Raw genomic sequence first — 24,049 nt, forward strand, 5'->3', positions numbered from 1 at the left:
CGTGGCTCATGACTTCTTGGCCTTGGTGGTGTGGGCGGCGACCCAGATCGCGACGAAGATGAGCAGGCCGAGGCCGAAGATCCAGCCGAACAGGCCCTCGGTCACCGGACCGAGACTGCCCAGCGCGAGACCGCCCGGGTTGGGCTCATCGTTCGTGTGGCGGACGAACGCCACGATCTGCTTCTTCTGCTCCTCCGGCATCGTCGTGTCGGGGAACGACGGCATGTTCTGCGGGCCGGTCTGCATGGCCTCGTAGATGTGCTTGGCGTCGACACCCTCCAGCGACGGGGCGTACTTGCCCTGCGTCAGGGCACCGCCCTTGCCGGCGAAGTTGTGGCACTGGGCGCAGTTGGTGCGGAAGAGCTCGCCGCCGGCGGACACGTCCTTCGGGTCGGCCGAGGTGTACTGCTCCTTGGTCGGCGCGACCGGGCCGGGGCCGAGCGAGGCCACGAACGCGGCCAGCTGGTCGATCTGCGCCTGGGAGTAGACGACGGGCTTCTTGGGCACCTGGGCGCCGGCCTGCTGCGCGGGCATGCGGCCGGTGCCGACCTGGAAGTCGACCGCGGCCGAGCCGACGCCGACCAGGCTCGGGCCGTCGGAGCTGCCCTGGCCGTCGAGGCCGTGGCAGGAGGAGCAGCCCACGGCGAAGAGCTTCTTGCCCTCGTCGATCGCGAGCGACTGCGAGGAAGTGTCGGCCTGCGCCCGCTCGGCGGGCGCGAACGCGGCGTACAGCCCCCCGGTGGCCGCCAGGGCGAGAAGTAGGACGACCAGCGCCGCCAGTGGGTGGCGCCGTCGTGCGGAGAGCTTTTTCACGGATTACCCCGGTGTCAGGATCTGGTCGGCTGGTGGCTGCGCCCGGGGGACACCGGTCTGCTCGGGGCCGGTACCCGGGTGGGGCGCGGACCGGTCGGCGGGGCGTCCGCGTGAGGGCGGGCGCTGTCTCCGGCCGCGGCCAGCGACCTGATCAGCCTTTACTTGATCAGGTAGATGGTCGCGAACAGGCCGATCCACACGACGTCGACGAAGTGCCAGTAGTACGACACCACGATCGCGGCGGTGGCCTGCTCGTGCGTGAACCGCCTGGCGGCGTACGTCCGCCCCAGGACCAGCAGGAAGGCGATCAGACCACCCGTCACGTGAAGGCCGTGGAAGCCGGTGGTCAGATAGAACACCGTTCCGTACGGGTCGGAGGACAGCGACAGGCCGTCCACCTTCACGAGCTCGGTGTACTCGAAGATCTGACCGCCGATGAAGATCGCGCCCATCACGAAGGTGATGACGAACCACGAGCGGAGCTTCTTGACGTCACCGCGCTCGGCGGCGAAGACGCCGAGCTGGCAGGTGAGGGAGGAGAGCACCAGGATCGTGGTGTTCACCGAGGAGAACGGCACGTTGAGGGCTTCCGCCTTCTCGTGCCAGAACTCCTGCCCCATGACCGAGCGGAGCGTGAAGTACATCGCGAACAGGGCCGCGAAGAACATCAGCTCGGAGCTCAGCCAGACGATGGTTCCGACGCTGACCAGGTTCGGCCTGTTGACCGCTCCGTGCGCGTGTCCGGTTTCTGTTGCTGTTGCTGTCGCCACGACGGACATTATGTCGGTCCCTTATTCCGTCTTCACGCCGGGGGGTGCTCCTCGGAGTGTCCGGTGCGTGCGGTATGCCCCCCTGGCCTCCGGGGCGGGGGAGCCGGGCCGGTGGGTCTGCGCACTGTCCGTTTTCTGACGGTTGTTCGAGACGGGTGAGCGGATGTCCCCCGATCGGGTGAGATCCGCGCGCGGCGGCTTGAGAGAGATCGTGCCAGGGGCTCACCGGGAGGGGTGCACGGGAGTAGCATCCGAGGGAGAACGTGGTCCGGATCACACTGGGCCGTTCGGAGCGCGGCACATATTAAGAGGACGAGCACCCGGGAGCAGGGCCCATGGCGCACACGACCGACGAGACGCTCACCGTTCTCGTCTACAGCGACGACCGCACCACCCGCGAGCAGGTCACCCTGGCGCTCGGCCGCCGGCCCGCCGCCGACCTGCCGCAGGTCGAGTACCTGGAGTGCGCGACCACCCCCGCCGTGCTCCGCGCCCTGGAGAAGGGCGGCATCGACCTCTGCGTGCTCGACGGCGAGGCCGTCCCCGCCGGCGGGCTCGGCCTCACCCGCCAGCTGAAGGACGAGATCTACGGCTGCCCGCCGGTGCTCGTCCTCATCGGACGCCCGCAGGACGCCTGGCTCGCCGCCTGGAGCCGGGCCGACGCCGCCATCGCCCAGCCGGTCGACCCGATGGCCCTCGCCGAGGCCGCGGCCACCCTCCTGCGCGCCCGGATCGCCCGGCGGACCCCCGCCCACCACTGACCGCTCCCGGCCCGCCGGAGGGCCGTCTCACCAGGAGAGAAGGGGCGGCCGGATCGGTCCGGCCGCCCGTCCGTGCTCGCTAGGCTGACTCCATCCCTGTTTCGGTACCACCGATGAGAGCTGGAGTCGGCCATGGTGAACGTGAACCCTGCGAACGGCGGCAAGGACCCCGTGCAGGTGGTCCGCACCTGGCCGGATCTGCTGACCTCGCTGCTCGCCGGCCAGGACCTCACGCGGGCCGACACCGCCTGGGCGATGGACCGGATCATGGCCGGCGAGGCCGTGCCCGTCCAGGTCGCCGGCTTCATGGTCGCGCTGCGGGCCAAGGGCGAGACGGTCGAGGAGATCAGCGGCCTCGTCGACGCCATGTACGCGCACGCCGAACCGCTCGACATCCCCGGCCCGGCGGTCGACATCGTCGGCACCGGCGGCGACCGGGCGAAGACGGTCAACATCTCCACCATGTCCGCGATCGTCGCCGCCGCGGCCGGCGCCAAGGTCGTCAAGCACGGCAACCGGGCCGCCTCCTCCGCGAGCGGCTCCTCCGACGTGCTGGAGAAGCTGGGCATCAGCCTCGACCTCGACGCCCGGCAGGTCGCCGCGGTCGCCGAGGAGGTCGGCCTCACGTTCTGCTTCGCCGCCAAGTTCCACCCCGCGATGCGGCACGCCGCCCCGGCCCGCCGCGACCTCGGCGTGCCCACGGCCTTCAACATCCTCGGCCCGCTCACCAACCCGGCCAGGGTCACCGCCCACGCCATCGGCTGTTTCGACACCCGGCTCGCCGGGCTGATCGCCGGCGTGCTCGCCCGGCGCGGCGCCCGCGCCCTCGTCTTCCGCGGGGACGACGGCCTCGACGAGCTCACCGTCTCCACCACCTCGCACGTGTGGATCGTCAAGGACGGCGCCGTCACGGAGACCGCCTTCGACCCGCGGGACGTCGGCATCGAGCTGGTGGGCATCGAGGCGCTGCGCGGCGCGGACGCCGAGTACAACGCCGCCGTCGCCCGGCGCCTCTTCGCCGGCGAGCGCGGGCCCGTCCGGGACGCCGTCCTGCTCAACACGGCCGCCGCCCTCGCCGCGCTCGACCTCACCGACGCGCCGCTCACCGGGCAGCTCGCGGCCGGCATCGAGCGGGCCGCCGCGGCGATCGACTCCGGAGCCGCCGAGGCCACGCTCAAGCGCTGGGCCGACGCCACCATGCGCCGCTGACGCCACCACGCGCCGCTGACACGGCCGCCGGGTGCGGGGGCGGCGGCCCCCGCACCCGCCCGGCCTTGACCGCTCCTCAGCTCTCGCCTAGAGTCCTCACCAGGTCATGAGTGGCAGCGACAAGCCCCAGCTTGCTGTCCGGCAACCCTCCGTCCGTGGCGGGGTGCCCTGGGTGAGGACCGGGCCGCGCGGCATGTCGTCCGCGTGGCAAGCGCGGACCACCGGCGATGCATCCCCGGGGTCCCCACCCCGTGAGGAGCACCGCCATGTCGCTTTCCACCGAATTCTGCGCCCCGCTCGCCGTCCTCGGCCACGACGTCCAGGTGCCGCTCGCCTCCGGCGAGAAGGTCACCTACGCCGCCCTCGACTACGCCGCCAGCGCCCCGGCGCTCCAGCAGGTCTGGGACGACATCGCCGCGTACGCCCCCTACTACGGCAGCGTGCACCGCGGCGCCGGCTACCTCTCGCAGCTCTCCACCGACCTCTTCGAGCAGAGCCGCCGCACCGTCGCCGACTTCCTCGACCTGCGCGACGGCGACCAGGTCGTCTTCACCCGCGCCACCACCGACTCGCTCAACCTGCTCGCCGGGGCGCTGCCCGCCGGCACCCGCGTCTACGCCTTCGAGACCGAGCACCACGCCTCGCTGCTGCCCTGGCGCCACGCCGGCCTGACGGTCGAGTACCTGCGGGCCCCGCGCTCCCGCGCCGAGGCCGTCGCCGCCCTCGACGCCGCGCTCGCCGCGGGCGACCCCACCGGCCCGCGCCTGCTCTGCGTCACCGGCGCCTCCAACGTCACCGGCGAGCTGTGGCCGATCGCCGAACTCACCGAGACCGCCCACCGGCACGGCGCGCGCGTCGTCCTGGACGCCGCCCAGCTCGCCCCGCACCACCGGCTGTCCGTGCGCGACCTCGGCGTCGACTGGGTCGCCTTCTCCGGTCACAAGCTGTACGCGCCGTTCGGCTCCGGCGTGCTCGCCGGGCGCAGCGACTGGCTGGACGCCGCGGAGCCGTACCTCGCCGGCGGCGGCGCCAGCCGGACCGTGGCCCGCGAGGAGGACGGTTCCGTCGCCGTCGAGTGGCACCAGGGCCCGGCCCGGCACGAGGCCGGCTCGCCCAACGTCATCGGCGCCTACGCCATCGCCTCGGCCTGCCGCGCGCTGACCGCCGCAGGCTTCGACACCCTGGAGGCCCGGGAGCAGGCGCTCGTCGAGCGGCTCACCGCCGGACTCGCCGGGATCCCCGAGGTGAAGGTGCTCAACCTCTTCGGCGAGGGCTCCGCCCGCGTCGGTGTGCTGTCCTTCGTGGTCCGCGGCTGGAACAGCTCGCACTTCTCGGCGGCACTCTCCGCCGAGTACGGCATCGGCGTGCGCGACGGCCTGTTCTGCGCGCACCCGCTGGTGCGCACCCTGCTCGGCGGGGAGGACGCGGCGCCGTCCGAGTGCGGTGCGCCCGAGCCCTCGCTGCCCGGCGAGCGCAGCCTCAACGCGATCCGGGTGAGCTTCGGCGCCGGCACGCCCGACGAGCACATCGACCGCTTCCTCGCCGCCGTCCGCGCGCTCGTCACCGACGGCGCCCGCTGGAGCTACCGCAACGAGGGCGGCCGCTGCGTCGTCGACACCGCCGCGGCCTGACCTACTCGTCCAGGCCCAGCGCGAACGCCGCCTCCAGATCGTGCTGCGAGTAGGTGCGGAAGGCGATCTGCGTCTCGGTGTGCTCCACACCCGGCACCTTGTTGAGCCGGCCGGGGATCACCGCGGCGAGATCCTCGTGGCGCCGCACCCGCACCATCGCCACGAGGTCGTAGCCGCCGGTCACCGAGTAGACCTCGCTGACGCCCTCGATCGCGGCGATCGCCTCGGCGATCTCGGGGATCCGGTCGACGCTGGTCCTGACGAGGACGATCGCGGTGATCACGGTGCGCGCTCCTGGGTGCTGGGGTGAGGCCCAGCGTATCCGCCGTCAGCTCGCGCGTCTGCCCTGCCACAGACCCGCCGCCCACACCGCCAGCCAGCCCGCGCTGAACCCGATCACGTGCACCAGGTACGCCACGCCCGGCACCGCGGACCCGACCGGCCACCACTGCAGCGCGAACCACAGCCCCAGCACCAGCCACGCCGGGAACCGCAGCGGCAGGAACAGCAGCACCGGCACCAGCGTCGTCACCCGCGCCCGCGGGTACAGCCGCAGGTAGCCGCCGAGCACGCCCGAGATCGCCCCCGACGCGCCGACCAGCGCCCGCACCGACTCCTCCGAGCCGACCTCGGCCAGCGCGTAGCCGTACGTCGCCAGGTAGCCGATGCCCAGGTAGAAGAGGAGGAAGCGGGCCCGGCCGAGCCGCTGCTCCACGCCGGGGCCGAAGACGTACAGGAACAGCACGTTGCCGACCAGGTGTAGCCAGCCCGCGTGCACGAAGAGCGAGGTGAGCACGGACAGCACCGGGATCTTGCCCGGGTCCGGGGCCGGCGTGCAGCCCTTCACGACCGGCGGCAGCGCGGCGAGCCGTCCGGCGTCCGGCGGTGCGTGGCCGAGGAGTTCCGCCGGCACCGCACCCCAGCGCTGTTCGAAGCGCTGCTCCGCGCACACCCGGGCGTCGCCGGTGCCGTACCCCGGGTTGAGGCCGAAGCTCGGGCCGGCCAGCAGGACGAGCGTGCCGACCGCGATCAGCGCGTAGGTGACGTGCGGGGTACGGGCCGGGGCCGGGGTCGCGGCGCCCGCCCGCCCACGCACGGGGGCGGGGACGGCCATGACAGCGAGCATTCCTCCCCGGCCGCCGCCCGACACCAGGCGCTGCTGCACGCGGGTGACCCGTACCGGTGCGCGGACCGGTGACGGCCGTCGGGCCTGCACGCAATAGGCTTGGCCGACCGGACCAGGGACCACCCGAGAGGACCGCCGATGACCATCGCCGCCCCCACTGCCGAGACCCGCTGGCGCTGCACCCTGTGCGGCAACCTGACCCGCTTCGACGTGACCCGCTCGGCCCGGGTGGTGGAGTACCTGCACTTCGACCTGAGCGGCGAGTCGAAGGTGGAGGAGACCGAGGTCCTCAGCGAGACGCTGGAGTCGGTGCGCTGCCGCTGGTGCAACGCCGTCGACCAGGTCGAGCTGGTCGCCCGCCCGGGTGCCGAGGCCGAGGCCGCGGCCCAGGCGGAGTCCGGCAAGGGCGAGCCGCAGGCCTGAGCCGGCGACGGCACGGCGCACCCCGGCGGAGCACGCGCACCGCCGGGGCGTGTGGCGCGGTACCCGTCGGGGCACGGTAGACGGGACAATTGCACAGAGCGGTGCAGGGGCACGGCGCGGTGCATTCGAGGGCGGCGGGCGGCAGAAGGCCGCGAAAGCCGGGGAGCAGGATCGGAGCCAGGGACGTGGTGGACGCAGCGAGCGGGCCGTCCGAGCCGCAGGGGCAGCAGCCCGCTGCGGACGGAGGCCTGCCGGACGCGCCCGGGGCCGGGCCGGTGGACGGGGCCGACGGCACGCCGTCCGAGCAGCTGGACCGCCCGCTGCCCGAGGGCGTGCGGCGCCGCGTGGTCGGCATCGCCGCCGACGCGCTGGGAGCGATCCCGGCCGCCGACCTGCCGTCGGGCCTGCGCCCCTACGCGAAGTTCACGCCCGCCCGCCGGGCGAAGTACGCGGCGACCGCGCTGGCGGCGGCGCTGGACGCCGAACCGTTCTTCCGGGTGCGCATAGCCGAACGCCTGCGCCTCGGCCAGCCGGAGCTCGCCAGGGCGCTGGAGGCCGGGACGGTGCCCGCCGCCGCCGACCCGATGGACGTCGCCGCCGCCGCCTACCTGCTGCGCCCCGCGGGCTGGAGCCGACTCGTCGCCGACGCCGGTGACGAGGCCGAGCGGGCCGACGCCGAGGGCGCGGCCGCCGAGGCGGCCCGGATCGTGGAGAAGCTGCAGGGCGAGCTGGCCGAGGTCCGGGCGGCGGCGCGCGCCGACCTGGAGCGCCACCGCGCGGAGTCGGAGGGCGTGCGCCGGGAGGCCGAGTCGCTGCGCAAGCGCGTCCGCTCCCTGGAGAGCGACACCCGGCGGGCCCAGGCGGAGACCCGCAAGGTGCAGGCCGAGCTGGACGGCGCCCGGACGGCGGCCGCGGCGGAGCGCAGCGCCGCGGACGGCGAGGCCCGGCGGCTGCGGCACCGCATCACCGAGCTGGAGACCGCCTCGGAGGCGGGCCGCCGCTCGGCGCGGGAGGGCCGCAGCGTGGAGGACATGCGGCTGCGGCTGCTGCTCGACACGGTGCTGCAGTCGGCGCAGGGCCTGCAGCGGGAGCTGGCGCTGCCGGTGGCCCAGCTGCGGCCGGCCGACCTGGTGGAGGCGGTGGAGCCGTCCTCGGCGAACCCGCACGACGTGGCCCGCCGGGGTCTGGCCGAGGACGACCCGGCGCTGCTCGACCAACTGCTGGCGATTCCTCAGGTGCACCTGGTGGTGGACGGCTACAACGTCACGAAGACCGGCTACCCCGCACTGCCGCTGGAGCAGCAGCGGCTGCGGCTGCTGGGCGGGCTGGCCATGCTGGCGCAGCGCACCCATGCCGAGGTGACCTGCGTGTTCGACGGGCAGGACCTCGACGTGCCGGTGATCATGGCGCCGCCGCGGGGGGTCCGGGTGCGCTTCAGCCGTACCGGGGAGACCGCGGACGAACTGATCCGGCGGATGGTGCGGGCCGAGCCGGAGGGACGGCCGCTGGTGGTGGTCTCCACGGACCGCGAGGTCGCGGAGGGCGTGCGCAAGGCGGGAGCCCGCCCCGTGGCGTCGATTCTGCTGCTCAACCGGCTCGCCCGGCCCTGACGGAGCGTCGGCCCAGGTCGGAGCGGTGGTGGCGAGGTTGTGTCGGGCTGGTGAAATCCCGGTCGGGGGGCCGGGTTCGCACGGGAGGGGAGTGGCGCCGGAGGCGGATCTTCACTAGGGTCTGGCGTCAAACCTATTTTCCGGACCTCACTCGATCGAGTGAGTCCAGCAGGAAGAAGGAGCTAGTCCCTTGGCCTCCCACCGCCGTCCCAAGCAGCCGAGCCGCGCGCGGGTCTCCGTGCTCACCGCTGCAGCCGCGACCGCGGTCGCCCTCTCCGCCCAGGCGAGCGCCCACGCCGCCCCGGCAAAGCCCACCAAGGACGAGGTCAAGGTCCAGGTCGACAAGCTCCTCGAGGAGCAGGAGCAGGCGTCCGAGACGTACAACGGCGCCAAGGAGCGGGGCGAGCAGCTCCGCAAGCAGGCCGACCAGCTGCAGGACCAGATCGCCCGCGGTCAGCAGCAGCTGACCGATGTCGCGTCCGGGCTGTCCGCGGTCGCAGGCGACCAGTACCGCACCGGCGGTGTCGACCCGACCGTGGCGCTCATGCTCTCGTCGGACCCCGACAACTACCTCGACAAGGCGTCGAGCAACGAGCAGGCCACCGACACCCAGGCCTCCACGCTCAAGAGCCTGAAGGAGCAGCAGCGCCGGCTCGACCAGCAGAAGCAGGAGGCCGCGGCCATCCTCGCCGAGCTGGACCGCTCCACCCAGACGCTGAACGAGGCCAAGGCCGAGGTCCAGAAGAAGCTCGCCGAGTCGCAGCGCCTGCTCAGCTCGCTGACCGCCGCCGAGCGCGCCGCCCTCACGGGCCGCGCCTCCCGCGGCGGCGACCGCGTCGACATCGGCAACCTGCCGCCGGCTTCCGGCTACGCGGCCACGGCCGTGGCCGCCGCCCTCAGCAAGCGCGGTGTGCCGTACGTCTGGGGCGCCACCGGCCCGAACTCCTTCGACTGCTCCGGCCTGATGGTGTGGGCGTACGCGAAGGCGGGCGTCTCGCTGCCGCGCACCTCGCAGTCGCAGGCGAGCGTGGGCGTCAACGTCGGCACCAACATCGCCAACGCGCAGCCCGGCGACCTGATCATCTACCACTCGGACGCGCACCACGTGGCGATGTACATCGGCAACGGCCTGATGGTGCACGCCCCGCACACCGGTGACGTGGTGAAGGTGGCGTCGGCGACCGTCATGCCGATCAAGACCATCCGCCGGGTCTGACCCCGCGGTAGCAGATCGGACATATGCCTCATCCGCGGCGTTTCTGATGCCGCGTGACACGCCCGGGCGGGTCGGGATCATCCTGTGATCTCCACCACGTCCGGGCGTTCGGTTTTCTGCTCATCGGATGAGAAACCATCAGCTGACCATGGAAATCCGTTCAACACCGGTCGTATTCACCGACGGGAATGGTCGTCGACCCGAGATTTTTCCGACAAGGATTTGAACGGATCACGGATTGGTTACTAGGGTCATCCCACGGACCACCGCGGAGTCGATCACCCAGCCCGGGTGACGGCGGTGGTCGCCGCCGAATCCGCGACGCAGCTGGGCAGTGCGAACTGCCTACGGGGAGGCCCCTGAGGGGGCGCTGTCGAACGGAGCCGGGGAACCACGTTCCCCCGGGGTGAATCGGCGTCAGGTCGGCCGCGCCGGCCGGCCCGCGGGAGTCCGCGGGCCGCAGGGGCGGGCGGTGAGGCGTCGTAGGGCAGCTTCCGGCCCGAACCCGTCAGCTCACCCGGTAGGCGGTGTGAGGAAGAAGGAGTCCGCCTTCGTGGCGTCCCATCGTCGTCCCAAGCCCGTCGGCCGCACGCGTGCCTCGATCCTGACGGCCGCCGCCGCCACCGCGGTCGCGCTCTCCTCCCAGGCCGGTGCCCACGCCGACCCCGCGCCGACCAAGGACCAGGTCAAGACCCAGGTCGACCAGCTCAACGAGCAGGCCGAGGTCGCCAGCGAGCAGTACAACGCGGCGGCCGAGAAGCAGCAGACCCTGCAGAAGCAGGTCACCCAGCTGCAGGACCAGGTCGCCCGTCAGCAGGCCCAGGTGAGCGGGGTGCAGGGCCGCCTCGCCGAGGTCGCCGCCCAGCAGTACCGCGACGGCGGCATCTCGCCCACCGTGCAGATGATGCTCTCCAGCGACCCCGACCAGTTCCTGAGCCAGGCCGGGTCGGTCAGCCGGATGAACGCCACCCAGGCCGACACCCTGAAGTCCTTCAAGACCGAGCAGGCCAAGCTCGACGGCCAGAAGGCCGAGGCCGAGCACAAGCTCGCCGACCTCGACAGCACCACCCGCTCGCTCAGGACGAAGAAGGAGGAGATCCAGGGCAAGCTGGCCAAGGCCGCCGCCCTGCTCAACTCCCTCACCCAGAAGGAGCACGAGGAGCTCGCCGCCGCCGAGGCCAAGGCCGCCTCCGCCGCGAAGGCCAGCGCCGACCGCGCCTCCCGCGACACCGCGCGGCCGGACCTCGGCACCGTCGACCTGCCGGCCGGCTCCCACGCCGCCGTCGCCGTCGCCGCGGCCAAGAGCAAGCTCGGCGTGGCGTACGTCTACGGCGCCGCCGGGCCCGCCAACTTCGACTGCTCCGGCCTCATGCAGTGGGCCTACCGTCAGGCGGGTGTCTCCATCCCGCGCACCTCGCAGTCGCAGGCGGGCGCCGGCACCAACATCGGCACCAACATCGCCAACGCCAAGCCCGGCGACCTGATCGTCTACTTCGGCGACCGGCACCACGTCGGCATGTACGTGGGCGGCGGCCAGATCATCCACGCCCCGCACACCGGCGCCAACGTGCGGTACGCCTCCGCCACCGTGATGCCCATCTCGGCCATCGTGCGGATCTGACGCGCACGCAGCACCCCGCCCGGGCCCGGTCCCTCCGTCGACGGAGGGACCGGGCCCGCGGCCGTCCGGGAGGGACGTCGGGGTCCGCGGCCGAGCTGATGTCCGATAAGGGGTCAAATATTCGGCGATGGAGGGGTTTGGACTAGATCGGTCCGACTCGCTAACGTCTGCCCCCGGACGTCCGCGAGGACGGCCGCCCGACCCGGGCGGCGGCGGCGTCCCGCCGCAGGAACGGAGCCACCGCCGCATGCCCGCGCACCGCCGCCCCCAACTGCCCGGCGCCCACGGCCTCGCCCGGGCCCTGGTGCTCACGGCCGCGGCCACCACCGCCCTCGGCGTCACCGTCGGCGGCAGCGCGTACGGCGCACCCGAGGCCCCCGCGGACCCGTCCGCGCACACCGCCGACGTCAAGACCCGGGTCGAGCTGCTGTACGACGAGGCCGAGCGCGCCAGCGAGCAGGCCAACGCCGCCCTCGACCAGCAGAAGCGCCTCCAGGCCGAGGCCTCGGCCCTCCAGGCGCAGGTCGCCAGGGGGCAGGACGAGCTCAACCGCCTCGGCGTCGACCTCGCGACGGCCGCCGCCGCGCAGTACCGGGACGGCGGCATCGACCCGGCCGTCCGGCTGATGCTGGAATCCGACCCCGACGGCTACCTGACCCGCGCCCGCGCCCTCGACCAGGCCAACACCCGGCAGAACGACACCCTCCGCCACGTGCTCGACCGCCAGCGCCGGCTCGACCAGCGCCGGACCGAGGCCACCGGCAAGCTCGCCGAGCTGGAGGACGTCCGCCGCTCCCTCGCCGACAGCAAGGAGCGCATCCGGCAGCGCCTCGGCGACGCCCAGCGCCTCCTCGGCGGCCTCACCGCCGGTGAGCGGAGCCGGCTCGTCGCCGACGACGCCCGCGACGCGGCCCGCCGGGCCGGCCGCGGCGCCGACCGCATCGACCTCGGCGACCAGCCCCCCTCCTCCGATCGGGCCGCGGCCGCCCTGGCCGCCGCGGTCTCCCGGATCGGCTCCCCGTACGTCTACGGATCGACCGGGCCCGGCACCTTCGACTGCTCCGGTCTGATGTACTGGAGCTGGCGGCAGGCCGGAGTGAGCCTGCCGCGCACCTCGCAGGCACAGGCGTACGCGGGGCGGCGAGTGAGCCTCTCCGAGGCACGACCTGGAGACCTGGTGATCTTCTACAAGGACATGCACCACGTCGGTATGTACGCCGGCGGCGGGGTCGTCGTGCACGCCCCCTACCCCGGTGCCCGGGTCCGCTACGAGAGCGTCAAGGCCATGCCCGTCAGCGGGGTGGTGCGGGTCTGAGCGGCGCCTACCGGCACCCCGGCCCGGCCGGCGGGGACGCCGAACCCCTGGTCACCGACCTGCCCCGACGCTTCGGGGCGGGCCGGTCCGTGCTGGCCGGCGGCGGCCGCGTGCCGCGCCGCACCGCCCTGCTGCTGGCCCTCGGCGGGCTGGCCCAGCTCTCCGCACCCACCGTCCCCTCCGCCGCCGCCCGCCGCACGGCCCTCGCGCCCGGTCAGCCCGGCGCGCCGGTGCCGGGGGTGCCCCCGCGCGTCACCGACCTGCTCGCCGCCCGCGCCCGGGCCCTGCTGCGGGCCGACCGCACGGCCCTGCTCGCCGGCACCGCCCCGGCCGCCCGGGCGGCCCAGGCCCAGCTGGCCGACCGCACGGCCGCCGTGCCGTTCGCCGCCGTCGAGTACCGCATCAGCGAGGTCGGCGAACCCGGCGCCGACGGCAGCCTCACCGTGACCGCGGGCCTCGCCCACCGGCTGCGCGGCATCGACGACCAGCCGGCCGTGCTGTCGCGGCGGCTCACCTTCGACCGGACCGCCGACGGCTGGCTCCTCGCCGCGGACGTGCCCGCCTCCGCCGCCGCCCTGTGGGACCTCGGGAAGGTCGGTGTCGCCCACGGGGAGCGCTCGCTGGTGCTCGGCCTCGGCGGCGCACCCGAACTGGCCGCTCTCGCCGCCGTCGCGGACGACGCCGTGCCGGCCGTCTCGGAGCTCTGGGGCGACGCGTGGCCCGGCCGGCTGCTGATCATCACCCCCGCCACCGAGCCGGAGTTCGCCCGCATGCTCGACGTCGCCCCCGACGCGTACGAGGGCATCGCCGCCGTCACCGTCGCGGCCGGCGGTGCCCCGGCCGGCACCCCGGCCGACCGGGTGCTCGTCAACCCGGAGGCGTTCCGCGGCCTGAGCGACCTCGGACGGAAGGTCGTCGTCACCCACGAGGCCACCCATGTGGCCACCCGGGCGTCCACCCGCAGCTGGACGCCGCTCTGGCTCTCCGAGGGCGTCGCCGACTACACCGGCTACCGGGGCGCCCGGCGCACCCCGCGCCAGATCGCACCCGAGCTCGGCCGCGACGTCACCGACGGCCGGGTGCCCACCGCCCTGCCCGCGGACTCCGACTTCACCGCCGGCGCCGCGGGCATCGCCCAGGCCTACGAGCAGGCATGGCTGGCCTGCGACCTCATCGCCCGCACCTTCGGGCCGAAGCGGCTCGTCGCGTTCTACCGCGCGGTCGGCGAGATGGGCGACGCCGGACGGCTGGACGCCGTCATGCGGGCCGAGCTCGGCCTCGACGTCGCCCGCTTCACCGAGACCTGGGCCGCCGACCTCGTCCGGCAGCTGCGCCGCTGAGCGGGACCGCGCGCCGCGCCGTGGCGGCCCGGTCCGGGCCGGTGCGGCCCGGGTGCGTCGGCGTGGGCGTCAGGCCGTGGGCGCCGGGCGCACCGGCGGCCGGTCCAGGTCGTCCAGCAGCGCCTGCTCGTACGCGATGCCCGGGCGCACCGGGTAGCCCTGCACGGGCTGGTCCGGCGGCAGCACCACGGTGGGGGCCGGCTCCACGCTGCGGGTGGAGCGCCACAGCCGGCGGCAGGACACCACGGTCGCCGCGAGCAGCAGCAGGTTTCGCGCGGTGATCACCGCGACGCCCCACGGCTCACTGTGCTGGACGGCGCTGAAGAGCAGCGGGAACTCCACCGTGGTGAGCACCGTCGCGGGCAGCAGCAGGATCGCGACCGGCTTCTGGCTGGTGCCGCGCACCGTCAGGCAGACCGCGGCCAGACCCACCAGCCACACCAGGTACTGCGGGCTGATCACCCGGCTCGTCACCGTGAACACCAGCAGGGCCGCCAGCGCCGCGTCGAACGCCGTCGACGGCTGCCAGCGGGCCGCCCGCAGCCGCCAGACCAGCAGCCAGCCGAAGCCCGCCAGCGTGCCCGCCACGGACACCCGGGAGATCACCGGCACCCAGGGGCCGAGCATCTCCAGCGAGCCGTAGTTCATCGTGACCTGGCCGTCCCACGACCCGAACAGCCGGGCGAAGTGCAGCGGCAGCGCACCCAGCGACTCCACCTCGATGCCGCGCTCCTTCTGGAACGTCAGGAACTCGAAGGCGCCGTTCATGCCCGCCGTCAGCAGGAAGCCCAGGGCCGCCGCCGTCGCCCCGGCCGACACCCAGGCACGGCGCGTCCGGCGACCGCGGGGCGTGCCGGCCAGCGCCAGCAGCGGCCACAGCTTCACCAGGCCGCCGAGACCGAGCAGCAGGCCGCCCAGCGCCGGACGCCGCAGCACGAGCAGCAGGCCGGTGACGGCGATCGCGGTCACCACGATGTCGTACCGGCAGTAGACCGTCGGCCCGAGCAGCGGCACGCCGGCCACCCACATCCACGCGCCGGTGAAGCTGCGGCCCCGCCGGGTGCCGACCCGCATCAGCAGGCCCACGGCCAGCGCGTCGAAGAGCCCGCACACGACGAAGAACGAGACGAGGTACGACCAGGGCAGCAGCCCCGGCAGGAGGATCACGAGCGCCGCGCCCGGCGGGTACTGCCAGGTCACGTCGTCGAGCGGGAAGGTGCCGGTCTGCAGCACCTCGTACCAGCCGTGGTAGATCACCGAGATGTCGGAGCTGACGTCGGTGCCGGAGAAGCGCAGCACACCGGTGGCCATCAGCAGGATCAGCGCGCGGGTGGCGAGCCAGGTGCCGCCGAGCGCCCAGAGGGCACCGCCGGCCGGCGACGGGGCCGGCGAACCGGTCAGGGCGAGGCGCTCGGTGCTGCTGGTGCTGCCGGTGTGCCCGGTCGGGGCCAACTCCACTGCGCTCCCTCGTTCGTCTCGCTGCCGCCGGTCTGCGGACACCCTGCGCGCGCCGGGCCCCGGAACAGAGGACCGGCCCGGAGCGGGAACGGTTGCGCTGTGGCGCTTCGTTCCCGGCGGGCCATGGTGTTGACCTATGGTACGGATCACCGACCCCTGCACCGAGCACCCCCCGACCGAGCGAGCCGTTTGCATGCACAAGACCCTCATCGTCACCAACGACTTCCCGCCGCGGCCGGGCGGCATCCAGGCCTTCGTGCACAACATGGCCGTCCGCCAGCCTCCCGGTTCGGTGGTCGTCTACGCCTCCACGTGGCGGGACGGCCGCGAGGTGGCCCGATTCGACGCGGAGCAGCCGTTCCCCGTGGTCAGGGACCGCACGACGATGATGGTGCCGACGCCGCGGGTGACCCGGCGGGCCGCCGAGATCCTCCGGGCCGAGGGGTGCGGCTCGGTGTGGTTCGGGGCCGCCGCCCCGCTCGGCCTGATGGCCCCCGCCCTGCGCCGGGCCGGGGCCGCCCGGCTGCTCGGCATGACCCACGGCCACGAGGCCGCCTGGGCGCAGCTGCCGGTCTCCCGGCAGCTGCTGCGGCGCATCGGCGCGGGCACGGACACGCTCACCTATCTCGGCGAGTACACCCGCTCGCGGATCGCCGGTGCGATCGGCCCGGACGCCGCCCGGCGCATGGTGCAGCTGCCGCCGGGCGTGGACGAGAAGACGTTCCGTCCCGACTCCGGCGGTGCGGAGGTGCGGGCCCGGCTCGGCCTCAGCGACCGGCCGGTGGTGGTCTGCGTCTCCCGCCTGGTGAAGCGCAAGGGGCAGGACACCCTGATCGACGCGATGCCGCAGATCCTGGACGCCGTGCCGGACGCCGTGCTGCTGATCGTCGGCGACGGCCCCTACCGGGCCGACCTGGAGAAGCTCGCCGAGGCCCGCGGGGTGGCGGCCTCCGTCCGGTTCACCGGGGCCGTGCCCTGGTCGGAGCTGCCCGCGCACTACGGCGCCGGCGACGTCTTCGCCATGCCCTGCCGCACCCGGCGCGGCGGGCTGGACGTCGAGGGGCTCGGCATCGTCTACCTGGAGGCGTCCGCGACCGGCCTGCCGGTGGTCGCCGGCGACTCGGGCGGTGCGCCCGACGCCGTCCTGGAGGGGGAGACCGGGTACGTCGTGCCGGGCCGTTCCGCCGCCGCGGCCGCGGAGCGGATCGTGCGGCTGCTGCACGACGAGGAGCTGCGCCGCCGGATGGGCGAGGCCGGGCGACGCTGGGTGGAGCGGTCCTGGCGGTGGGACCTCCTCGCGCAGCGCCTCACCGGGCTGCTCGCCTGACCCGGCGCGTGACCCGGGGGTAGGGCCGGTGGGCGTGCGGGAGGTGTCCGTGCGCCTGTGGGCCGTACCCGTGCGCCCTTGTCGCGCCGGGCGTGCGGCGCCCGGAAAGCGACGGGGCGCGGGGAGCGGAGCGCGCCGGTGCCCGCTCCTCCCCGCGCCCCGGGCGCCGCACGGCTCAGCGCCGGTAGAGGCCCTCGACCTCGGCCGCGAAGTCCTTCAGCACGACGTTGCGCTTGAGCTTGAGCGAGGGCGTCAGGTGGCCGCTCTCCTCGGTGAAGGCGGTGTCGAGCACCCGGAACTTCTTCACGGCCTCCGCGTGCGACACGGCCTGGTTGCCGTCGTCGACCGCCGCCTGGACGGCCGCCAGCAGGTCCGGGTCCGCCGCGAGGTCGGCCGGGGCGGCCTCCGCGGGCTTGCCGTTGGCCTGCTTCCACAGCGTGAAGAAGTCCGGGTCGAGCGTCACCAGGCAGGCGATGAAGGGCTTGCGGTCGCCGACCACCATGACCTCGCCGATCAGCGCGTGGGCCCGGATGCGGTCCTCGATCACGGCCGGGGCGACGTTCTTGCCGCCCGCGGTGACGATGATCTCCTTCTTGCGGCCGGTGATGGTGAGGTAGCCGTCCTCGTCGAGCGAGCCCAGGTCGCCGGTGGCGAACCAGCCGTCCTGCAGGGCCTCGGCGGTCGCCACGGGGTTGTTCCAGTAGCCGGTGAAGACCTGGGGGCCCTTGAGCAGCACCTCGCCGTCCTCGGCGATCCGCACCGACGAGCCCGGCAGCGGCTGGCCGACCGTGCCGATCTTCGGGCGGTCGTGCGGGTTGAAGGCGGTCGCGGCGCACGTCTCGGTCAGGCCGTAGCCCTCCAGGACGGTGAAGCCGATGCCGCGGTAGAAGTGGCCCAGCCGCTCGCCGAGCGGGGCGCCGCCGGAGATCGCGTGGGTGGCCCGGCCGCCGAGCGCGGCACGCAGCTTGCCGTAGACGAGTCTGTCGAAGACCGCGTGCTTCACTCTGAGCACGAGCCCGGCGCCGCCCGCGTCCCGGGCCCGGCTGTAGGCGATGGCCGTGTCGGCGGCCGCGTCGAAGATCCGGCCCTTGCCGTCGGCCTGGGCCTTGGCGCGGGCCGTGTTGAAGACCTTCTCGAAGACCCGCGGCACGCCCAGGATCAGCGTCGGGCGGAACGAGCCGAGCTCGGCCGTCACGTCCTTGACGTCCGAGACGTGGCCCAGCTTGATCGGGGCGATCGCGGCCGCGATCTCGGCGATCCGGCCGAGCACGTGGGCGAGCGGGAGGAAGAGCAGCACCGAGCTCTCGCCGGTGCGGAACAGCGGCTCCAGCCGGGCGGTGACGTTGCCGAGCTCGGCGAGGAAGTTGCCGTGCGTCAGCTGACAGCCCTTGGGGCGGCCGGTGGTGCCCGAGGTGTAGACGATGGTGGCGACCGAGTCGGCGGTCGGCACGGAGCGCCGCTCGGTGACGGTGGCGTCGGCCACCCCGGCGCCGGCCGCGGCGAGCGCGGCGATGCCGCCGTCCTCGATCTGCCAGGTGTGCCGCAGCTCCGGCAGCCGGTCGCGGACCCCGGCCACCACGGCGGCGTGCGCGGCGGTCTCCGTGACCACGGCGACGGCGCCGGAGTCGCCGAGGATCCAGAGCACCTGCTCGGCGGAGGAGGTCTCGTACACCGGCACGGTGATGGCGCCCGCGCACCAGATCGCGAAGTCGAGCAGCGTCCACTCGTACCGGGTGCGGGACATGACCGCGACCCGGTCGCCCGGCCCGACGCCTGAGGCGATCAGGCCCTTGGCGGCGGCGTGCACCTCGGCGAGGAACTGCTCCGCACCGATGTCCTGCCACTGCCCGTCCACCTTGCGGCCGATCACGGCCTCGCCGGGGTGCTGCTCGGCGTTCTGGTGGACGAGGTCGGAGAGGTTGCCGCCGCTCGGTACCTCGTAGCGGGCCGGAAGGCTGAACTCGAGCAAGGCTGCTCCTCGTCTGCGACTCTGCGGGACGGCAGGACGTTACTGCCCGGTAGCCACATTCGACCAGGGGGATCGGCTCCGTTGTTCGAAGCGTCACACCGCACGTGACCGGTGGGGATGGTGTCGACAGGCACATTACGGCAGCCGCCCGGCGCCCCGGATGCAGGGCCCGGCCCCGCCCGGCGGACACGCCCGCCCCACCCGGCGGGCACACCCGCCCGCTCCCGCGGACGCACCCGCGCCCGGATACCCGCAGGGCGGGGCCCGGAGTGCACCCGCGGGCGCGATAGCCTGCCCTGGGCGCACATCTGAACACACGCGGAGGGCCGTGATGGCGGAGCACACCAGATCGAGCATCATCATCGAGGCGACACCGGCCGAGGTGATGGCCGCGATCGCCGACTTCGCCACCTACCCGGACTGGACGGGCGAGGTGAAGGAGATCGAGGTGCTCTCCGCCGCCCCCGACGGCCGGGCCGCCGAGGTCCGCCTCGTCCTCGACGCCGGTGCCATCCGCGACGAGCACGTGCTCGCCTACACCTGGGACGGCGACCGCGAGGTGCGCTGGACCCTCGTCAAGAGCCAGATGCTCCGCGCGCTCGACGGCTCCTACACGCTCGCCGAGGCCACCGGGAAGGACCGCACCACCGTCACCTACCAGCTGGCCGTGGACGTCAAGATCCCCATGCTCGGCATGATCAAGCGCAAGGCGGAGAAGGTCATCATCGACCGGGCCCTGGCCGGTCTCAAGAAGCGCGTCGAGGGCTGACCCCGGGTGTCGCCCCGCACCGTCCTGGTCACCGGCGACGGCTCGGCCGTCATCGCCGCCGCCACCGCCCTGCACAGCGCCCGGCACGGCCGGCGCACCCTGCTGCTGGCCGCCGACGACCCCCACCGCACCGTCGACGACCTCCTCGGCACCCGCCTCACCACCGGGCCGACGCCCTGCGCGGACCGGCTGACGGCCTGCCGGATCGACGAGCAGGCCGCCCTGCACGACGCCCTCGACGGCTTCGGGGCCCGCCTCGCCCCCGTCCTCGACCTGATCGGCGCCGAGCCCCTCGATGCGGAGGAGCTCACCCCGCTGCCCGGCACCCGGCAGCTCGCCCTGCTGCGCGCCCTGCGCACCGCCGACGCCGAGGTGGTCGTGGTCGCCGCGCCGCCGCCGGCCGACCTCCTCGCGACCCTCGCCCTGCCCGAACAGCTCGACCGCTACCTCGCCCGGCTGCTGCCCGAGCAGCGGCAGGCCGCCCGGGCGCTGCGCCCGCTGCTGGCCGCCGTGGCCGGGGTGCCGATGCCCGCCGACTGGCTGTTCGAGGCGCGCGCCACCGCCTCCGCCGCGCTCGCGGACGCCCGCGCGGTGATCGAGGCCCCCGGAACGTCCGTACGCCTCGCGGTCGACGCCGACGGGCACGGCCCGGGCGAACTGCGTGGCATCCTCGCCGGCCTCGCGCTGCACGGCCGCCGGCTCGACGCGGTCGTCGCCCACCGGGCGCTGCCGCCCGCCGCGGCGTCGTCCCCCGACCCGTGGCTGGCCGGACGGGCCGCCCGGCAGGCCGAGCGGCTCGCCGCGCTCGCCGCCGAACTCGACGGGGTGCCGCTGCTCGCCGCGCCCTGGCCCGAGGTCGCCCTGGAGGAGATCGGCGACCGGCTCTACGCGGCCGGTGAACCCGCACCCGGCCGGGCACCGGAGCCGTGGGTGGAGGACCGCCTCGCCGCGGACGGCCTGCTGGTCTGGCACCTGGCCCTGCCCGGCGCCGACCGGGCCGGGCTGGAACTCGTGCGGCGCGGCGACGAACTCGTCGTCGGCACCGGCGCGTACCGGCGGCTGCTGCCGCTGCCCTCGGCGCTGCGCCGCTGCACGGTGAGCGGTGCCGGGCTGGCCGGCGGGGTGCTCTCGGTGCGCTTCGCGCCGGACCCGGCGCTCTGGCCGGCGCGGGGCTGAGCCCGCGCGCCCGGCGCGGGGCCACCGGGCCGGGCGTCCCCCGCCGCGCCGTCCGGTAGCGTCGTGGCCCTGCCCCGCCCGGTCGGACGGCGTGGCGACCGCACAGCAGGGAGACGCCGGATGGCGGACGAGCACACGGGCGCACGGACGGACGGGGCGGACGGTACGGACGGGACGTCCCCCGGGGCGGAGTTCGGGCCGCTCGTCGACGAGGTGCGGCGGTTCGCCGTCGCGCTGGGCGGCAAGGCGCAGGAGTACGGCGGGCGGCTCCGCGAGCAGAACCCGGAGGTGTACGGACATCTCGCCGCGGCGGGTGGTGAACTGCTCGCCGCGTACCGTGCCGCCGTCTCAGGTCATGAACGGCGTTGGGCCGGTGCCGGACACGCCGAGGCCGAGCGGATCGACCTTGACGGGGCCTCCGACAACTAGTGAAGCCGCAGGTCAGAGGACGTGACATCAGCGCTTCAGGGCATCACTCAAAGGCATGAAGTGTACGACTTCTGAACGCATCAACTGGGCCAATCCGAAAAATGCTTTCGGTTAATGTAGGCCGCGGTGTGTACGGGAGTACTGCTCAGCGGGTACCGTTCCGCTCAGCGGGAACGAGTGAATAGCTGAGGGACACATGGCTCTGACCATCGGCGTCGACGTCGGCGGGACGAAGATCGCGGCCGGCGTGGTCGACGAGACCGGCGAGATCCTGGCGCGTACGCGGGTACCCACCCCGGCAGACCCCCAGTGGGCGGTCGACGCGATCGCCCAGGGTGTGCGCGAGCTCAAGGAGGAGTACCCGGACGTCACGGCGGTGGGCGTCGGGGCCCCCGGCTTCGTCGACCGCGAGCGCTCCACCGTCATCTTCGCTCCCAACATCGCCTGGGAGAACGAGCCGCTCAAGCAGCGCATCGAGGAGCTCACCGGCCTGGAGACGGTCGTCGAGAACGACGCCAACTGTGCGGCGTGGGCCGAGTTCCGCTTCGGTGCGGCGGCCCAGCACGAGGACATGGTCCTCATCACGGTCGGCACCGGCATCGGCGGCGGCATCGTCCTCGACGGCCGCATGCACCGCGGCCGCTTCGGCGTCGCCGGCGAGATCGGCCACCTCAACATGGTGCCCGACGGCCTGCTCTGCGGCTGCGGCGGCAAGGGCTGCTGGGAGCAGTACGCCTCCGGCCGCGCCCTGCGCCGCTACGGCCGCGAGAAGGCTGCCGCCGACCAGATCGCCGGCAAGCGCATGCTGGAGCTCAACGACGGCGTCGCCGACACCATCCGCGGCATCCACATCACCGAGGCGGCGGCCGAGGGCGACCCCCTCGCCCTGGAGTGCTACAGCGAGCTCGCCGACTGGCTCGGCCGCGGCATGGCCGACCTCGCCGCGCTGTTCGACCCGGGCGTCTTCGTGCTCGGCGGCGGCGTCTCCGACTCCGGCAACCTGCTGCTCGACCCGGTCGCCGCGGCCTTCGAGACGTACCTGACCGGTGGCGTCCACCGCCCCCGCGCCGAGGTGCTGCTCGCCACCATGGGCTCCGCCGCCGGCATCGCCGGCGCCGCGGACCTCGCGCGCGTCTGACGCGCCGCCACGTCTGCACGGCGAGGCTGGGGTTGACGCCCCGGCCTCGCCGTTAGCATGTCCGGCATGTCCGCCGAGCCGCCGCCGCCCGCCGTCCCGGGCACCGCGCCACCGCCCCCGCTGCCCACCTCGGGTGCGGACCCGGACGGCGCGCAGCGCGTACGGCTGCTGAGCTACAACGTCTGCTCGCTCCGCGACGACCGCGAGGCCCTGGTGCGGGTCGTCCGCGCCTGCGCACCCGACATCGTGTGCGTGCAGGAGTCCCCCCGGTACTGGAAGCCCACGAAGCAGGCGGCCTGGCTCGCCCGGCGCACCGGCACCGTGGTCCTCTCCGGCGGCGGGCGGATCGCCGCCGGTCCGCTCCTCCTCGGCCGGCTGCGCGTCGACGTGATCGCCACCCGCGACCTCCTGCTGCCCAAGACCCGCGGACTCCACGCCCGCGGCTTCGCCACCGCCCTGCTGCGGATCGGCCGCTCGGCGCCGTTCGCCGTCACCAGCTGCCACCTCTCGCTCGACCCCGCCGAACGGCTGCGCCAGTTCGCCCTGCTGCCGGAGCAGGCCGGGCCCGGCGAGCACGGCGTCATCGCGGGCGACCTCAACGAGCACCCCGACGGCCCCGGCTGGCGGCAGCTCGCCGCCCGCTACCAGGACGCCCACACCGTGGCGCCGTGGGGCGGCACGTTCACGTCCGTGCCGGCGAACCCGTACCAGCGGATCGACGGGGTCTTCGCCACCCCCGGCATCGAGGTGCTCGCCTGCGGGGTGCCGCACGGCCTGCCCGGGGTCCTGCCGGCCGACCTCCTCGCCGCCACCGACCACCTGCCCGTGCTGGCCGTCCTGCGGGTGCCCGCGGCCTGAGCCCGCGGGCCCCGCCGCGTCAGTGCACCGAGGCGGCGACGATCACGCCGTCGCGGACGGTGTAGGTGCCGGTGAAGAACCGGTGGCTGCCGTCGGTCTGCAGGGCGTCCAGGGCGATGCCGACGGCGCTGCCCCGGACCCCCGTCACGGTCAGGGTGTCGGTGGCCGTTCCGGCGAAGCCCGCGACGAACGTCCGGTAGTCGGGGGCGAGGTTGCGGCCGCCGAGAGCCCAGGCGCGGGGGTAGTCGCGGGCGTTGATCGCGGCGTAGTACTCCTCCACCACCTGCCGGGGGCTCCTCGCGGCGGCGGACGCGGAACCCGCACCCGGGGTCGCGGTCGCCGTCACGGTGGCGGTCGCCGCCGAGGGGGCCGCTGCGGACGGCGCCGTGCCGTCGGCCCGGGCCGTGGAGGCGGCCGGTGCGCCGCCCTGCAGCGCCCACTGGCCCGTCCGGTCGGCGAAGCCGGAGTCGAGGGTGAACTGCACACGCGCCGGCCGTGCGTCCGCCGGGATCTCGAAGGCGATGTAGCCGAGCGCGGAGTCGCCGGGGGCCACGTGCACCGAACCGGGGAAGGCGGGCCCGGCGCCGGTCTGCGCGGTGATCGCGGCATTGAAGCCCTGGCCCTGCTCGTCGATCAGCGCGGCGCTGTTGTACGGGCTGTCCGAGTACGTCGCGGTGCCCGTGTTGTGCAGGCGGAACTGCACGGCGACCAGCCGCTTGCCGGCCTCCGGCGCGGAGAGGCCGTCGGCCGCTTCGGCCGGGTCGGCGACGGCGGTCACCGTGACCGCCATGACGGCGCCGGGCTCCCGGCCCGCCAGCTCCAGGGTGTCCCCGACCCGGGCCTGTGCCGGGCGGGACGACGACCCGGAGGCCGGTCCGGCGGCAGCGGCGGACCCGGTGACCACCGGGGAGACGCTCGCCGGGCGGGTCACCACCTCGTGCGTGCCGCACGCCGCGGAAGCCGCCAACAGGGCCGCGGCACAGGCCGCTCCGCCGATCCGTCGCATGGCCGCCGCCTCCCGGGGACCGCCGCGGGTCGGGCCGCCGCGCGGGCGGGTCCCCTTCCAGGCTACGGGCGGCCCGGCGCGGCC

Annotated in this window: 22 protein-coding genes and 2 riboswitches; of the genes, 15 read left to right on the forward strand and 7 right to left on the reverse strand. The window is 74.3% G+C overall.

The features are described from left to right. Positions 1 to 6: 6 nt before the first annotated feature. A complete protein-coding gene (locus OG335_RS26955; RefSeq protein WP_405013706.1) occupies positions 7 to 813 on the reverse strand; it encodes a c-type cytochrome in 807 nt (268 codons plus the stop codon). Between the two features lie 158 nt (positions 814 to 971). Further along, positions 972 to 1,592, reverse strand: coding sequence for a heme-copper oxidase subunit III (locus OG335_RS26960; RefSeq protein ID WP_405013707.1), 621 nt, complete (start codon positions 1,590 to 1,592; stop codon positions 972 to 974). Between the two features lie 326 nt (positions 1,593 to 1,918). Between OG335_RS26960 and OG335_RS26965 the strand changes: the two genes are divergently transcribed. The 3 genes from OG335_RS26965 (at position 1,919) to OG335_RS26975 (ending at position 5,184) form a co-directional block, all read left to right on the forward strand. Continuing rightward, positions 1,919 to 2,344, forward strand: coding sequence for a hypothetical protein (locus OG335_RS26965; RefSeq protein ID WP_405013708.1), 426 nt, complete (start codon positions 1,919 to 1,921; stop codon positions 2,342 to 2,344). A 132-nt stretch (positions 2,345 to 2,476) separates the two neighbouring features. After that, positions 2,477 to 3,553, forward strand: a complete 1,077-nt coding sequence (trpD, locus tag OG335_RS26970; protein WP_405013709.1) for an anthranilate phosphoribosyltransferase — start codon at positions 2,477 to 2,479, stop codon at positions 3,551 to 3,553. A gap of 102 nt (positions 3,554 to 3,655) precedes the next feature. Continuing rightward, positions 3,656 to 3,773, forward strand: a riboswitch (SAM riboswitch). A 46-nt stretch (positions 3,774 to 3,819) separates the two neighbouring features. Beyond that, positions 3,820 to 5,184 carry an aminotransferase class V-fold PLP-dependent enzyme gene (locus OG335_RS26975; RefSeq protein WP_405013710.1) on the forward strand — a complete coding sequence of 455 codons (1,365 nt, stop codon included), beginning with the start codon at positions 3,820 to 3,822 and terminating at the stop codon, positions 5,182 to 5,184. A 1-nt stretch (position 5,185) separates the two neighbouring features. Here the strand turns inward: OG335_RS26975 and OG335_RS26980 are convergent, their stop codons facing one another. Together OG335_RS26980 and OG335_RS26985 are read right to left on the reverse strand one after the other, a co-directional pair. Further along, entirely contained in the window at positions 5,186 to 5,467 is a 282-nt protein-coding gene (locus OG335_RS26980) for an Lrp/AsnC ligand binding domain-containing protein (RefSeq protein WP_405013711.1), read from the reverse strand. A 45-nt stretch (positions 5,468 to 5,512) separates the two neighbouring features. Continuing rightward, positions 5,513 to 6,298, reverse strand: coding sequence for a rhomboid family intramembrane serine protease (locus OG335_RS26985; protein ID WP_405013712.1), 786 nt, complete (start codon positions 6,296 to 6,298; stop codon positions 5,513 to 5,515). Between the two features lie 150 nt (positions 6,299 to 6,448). Between OG335_RS26985 and OG335_RS26990 the strand changes: the two genes are divergently transcribed. From OG335_RS26990 to OG335_RS27015, 6 genes are all read left to right on the forward strand, one after another. Next, on the forward strand, positions 6,449 to 6,733 hold the full coding sequence (locus OG335_RS26990; protein ID WP_405013713.1) for a hypothetical protein: 285 nt from the start codon (positions 6,449 to 6,451) through the stop codon (positions 6,731 to 6,733). A 248-nt stretch (positions 6,734 to 6,981) separates the two neighbouring features. Continuing rightward, the gene (locus OG335_RS26995) at positions 6,982 to 8,343 is read left to right on the forward strand and encodes an NYN domain-containing protein (protein WP_405015537.1); all 1,362 of its coding nucleotides are present in this window, start codon (positions 6,982 to 6,984) and stop codon (positions 8,341 to 8,343) included. A 190-nt stretch (positions 8,344 to 8,533) separates the two neighbouring features. After that, complete coding sequence (locus OG335_RS27000) at positions 8,534 to 9,559, forward strand: NlpC/P60 family protein (RefSeq protein ID WP_405013714.1); 1,026 nt, start codon at positions 8,534 to 8,536, stop codon at positions 9,557 to 9,559. A gap of 358 nt (positions 9,560 to 9,917) precedes the next feature. Further along, a riboswitch (cyclic di-AMP (ydaO/yuaA leader) is annotated at positions 9,918 to 10,102 on the forward strand. Positions 10,103 to 10,112: 10 nt separating this feature from the next. Next, positions 10,113 to 11,180 (forward strand): NlpC/P60 family protein, encoded by a 1,068-nt coding sequence (locus OG335_RS27005; RefSeq protein ID WP_405013715.1) that lies wholly within the window; start codon positions 10,113 to 10,115, stop codon positions 11,178 to 11,180. A gap of 247 nt (positions 11,181 to 11,427) precedes the next feature. Then, positions 11,428 to 12,495 (forward strand): NlpC/P60 family protein, encoded by a 1,068-nt coding sequence (locus OG335_RS27010; RefSeq protein WP_405013716.1) that lies wholly within the window; start codon positions 11,428 to 11,430, stop codon positions 12,493 to 12,495. A gap of 110 nt (positions 12,496 to 12,605) precedes the next feature. Further along, positions 12,606 to 13,835 (forward strand): hypothetical protein, encoded by a 1,230-nt coding sequence (locus tag OG335_RS27015; RefSeq protein ID WP_405013717.1) that lies wholly within the window; start codon positions 12,606 to 12,608, stop codon positions 13,833 to 13,835. Positions 13,836 to 13,904: 69 nt separating this feature from the next. On the opposite strand, the gene OG335_RS27020 is transcribed toward OG335_RS27015, so the two are convergent. Beyond that, positions 13,905 to 15,293, reverse strand: coding sequence for a glycosyltransferase 87 family protein (locus OG335_RS27020; protein WP_405013718.1), 1,389 nt, complete (start codon positions 15,291 to 15,293; stop codon positions 13,905 to 13,907). 193 nt (positions 15,294 to 15,486) lie between these two features. On the opposite strand from OG335_RS27020, the gene OG335_RS27025 reads away from it, so the two are divergent. Continuing rightward, positions 15,487 to 16,620: a glycosyltransferase family 4 protein gene (locus tag OG335_RS27025; RefSeq protein WP_405013719.1), complete on the forward strand. Its 1,134-nt coding sequence runs from the start codon at positions 15,487 to 15,489 to the stop codon at positions 16,618 to 16,620. A 175-nt stretch (positions 16,621 to 16,795) separates the two neighbouring features. On the opposite strand, the gene OG335_RS27030 is transcribed toward OG335_RS27025, so the two are convergent. Then, positions 16,796 to 18,589, reverse strand: coding sequence for an AMP-dependent synthetase/ligase (locus OG335_RS27030; RefSeq protein ID WP_405013720.1), 1,794 nt, complete (start codon positions 18,587 to 18,589; stop codon positions 16,796 to 16,798). A 331-nt stretch (positions 18,590 to 18,920) separates the two neighbouring features. On the opposite strand from OG335_RS27030, the gene OG335_RS27035 reads away from it, so the two are divergent. The 5 genes from OG335_RS27035 (at position 18,921) to OG335_RS27055 (ending at position 22,959) form a co-directional block, all read left to right on the forward strand. After that, entirely contained in the window at positions 18,921 to 19,358 is a 438-nt protein-coding gene (locus tag OG335_RS27035) for an SRPBCC family protein (protein WP_405013721.1), read from the forward strand. 6 nt (positions 19,359 to 19,364) lie between these two features. Then, on the forward strand, positions 19,365 to 20,534 hold the full coding sequence (locus OG335_RS27040) for an ArsA family ATPase (protein WP_405013722.1): 1,170 nt from the start codon (positions 19,365 to 19,367) through the stop codon (positions 20,532 to 20,534). Positions 20,535 to 20,654: 120 nt separating this feature from the next. Further along, on the forward strand, positions 20,655 to 20,963 hold the full coding sequence (locus OG335_RS27045; protein WP_405013723.1) for a DUF5304 family protein: 309 nt from the start codon (positions 20,655 to 20,657) through the stop codon (positions 20,961 to 20,963). A 196-nt stretch (positions 20,964 to 21,159) separates the two neighbouring features. Further along, positions 21,160 to 22,101 carry an ROK family glucokinase gene (locus tag OG335_RS27050; RefSeq protein ID WP_405013724.1) on the forward strand — a complete coding sequence of 314 codons (942 nt, stop codon included), beginning with the start codon at positions 21,160 to 21,162 and terminating at the stop codon, positions 22,099 to 22,101. A 66-nt stretch (positions 22,102 to 22,167) separates the two neighbouring features. Further along, positions 22,168 to 22,959, forward strand: a complete 792-nt coding sequence (locus OG335_RS27055) for an endonuclease/exonuclease/phosphatase family protein (RefSeq protein WP_405013725.1) — start codon at positions 22,168 to 22,170, stop codon at positions 22,957 to 22,959. Between the two features lie 19 nt (positions 22,960 to 22,978). On the opposite strand, the gene OG335_RS27060 is transcribed toward OG335_RS27055, so the two are convergent. Then, positions 22,979 to 23,965 (reverse strand): DUF4352 domain-containing protein, encoded by a 987-nt coding sequence (locus tag OG335_RS27060; protein WP_405013726.1) that lies wholly within the window; start codon positions 23,963 to 23,965, stop codon positions 22,979 to 22,981. Between the last annotated feature and the right edge of the window lie 84 nt (positions 23,966 to 24,049).

The sequence above is a fragment of the Kitasatospora sp. NBC_01539 genome (assembly GCF_045040525.1).
GTDB lineage: Bacteria > Actinomycetota > Actinomycetes > Streptomycetales > Streptomycetaceae > Kitasatospora.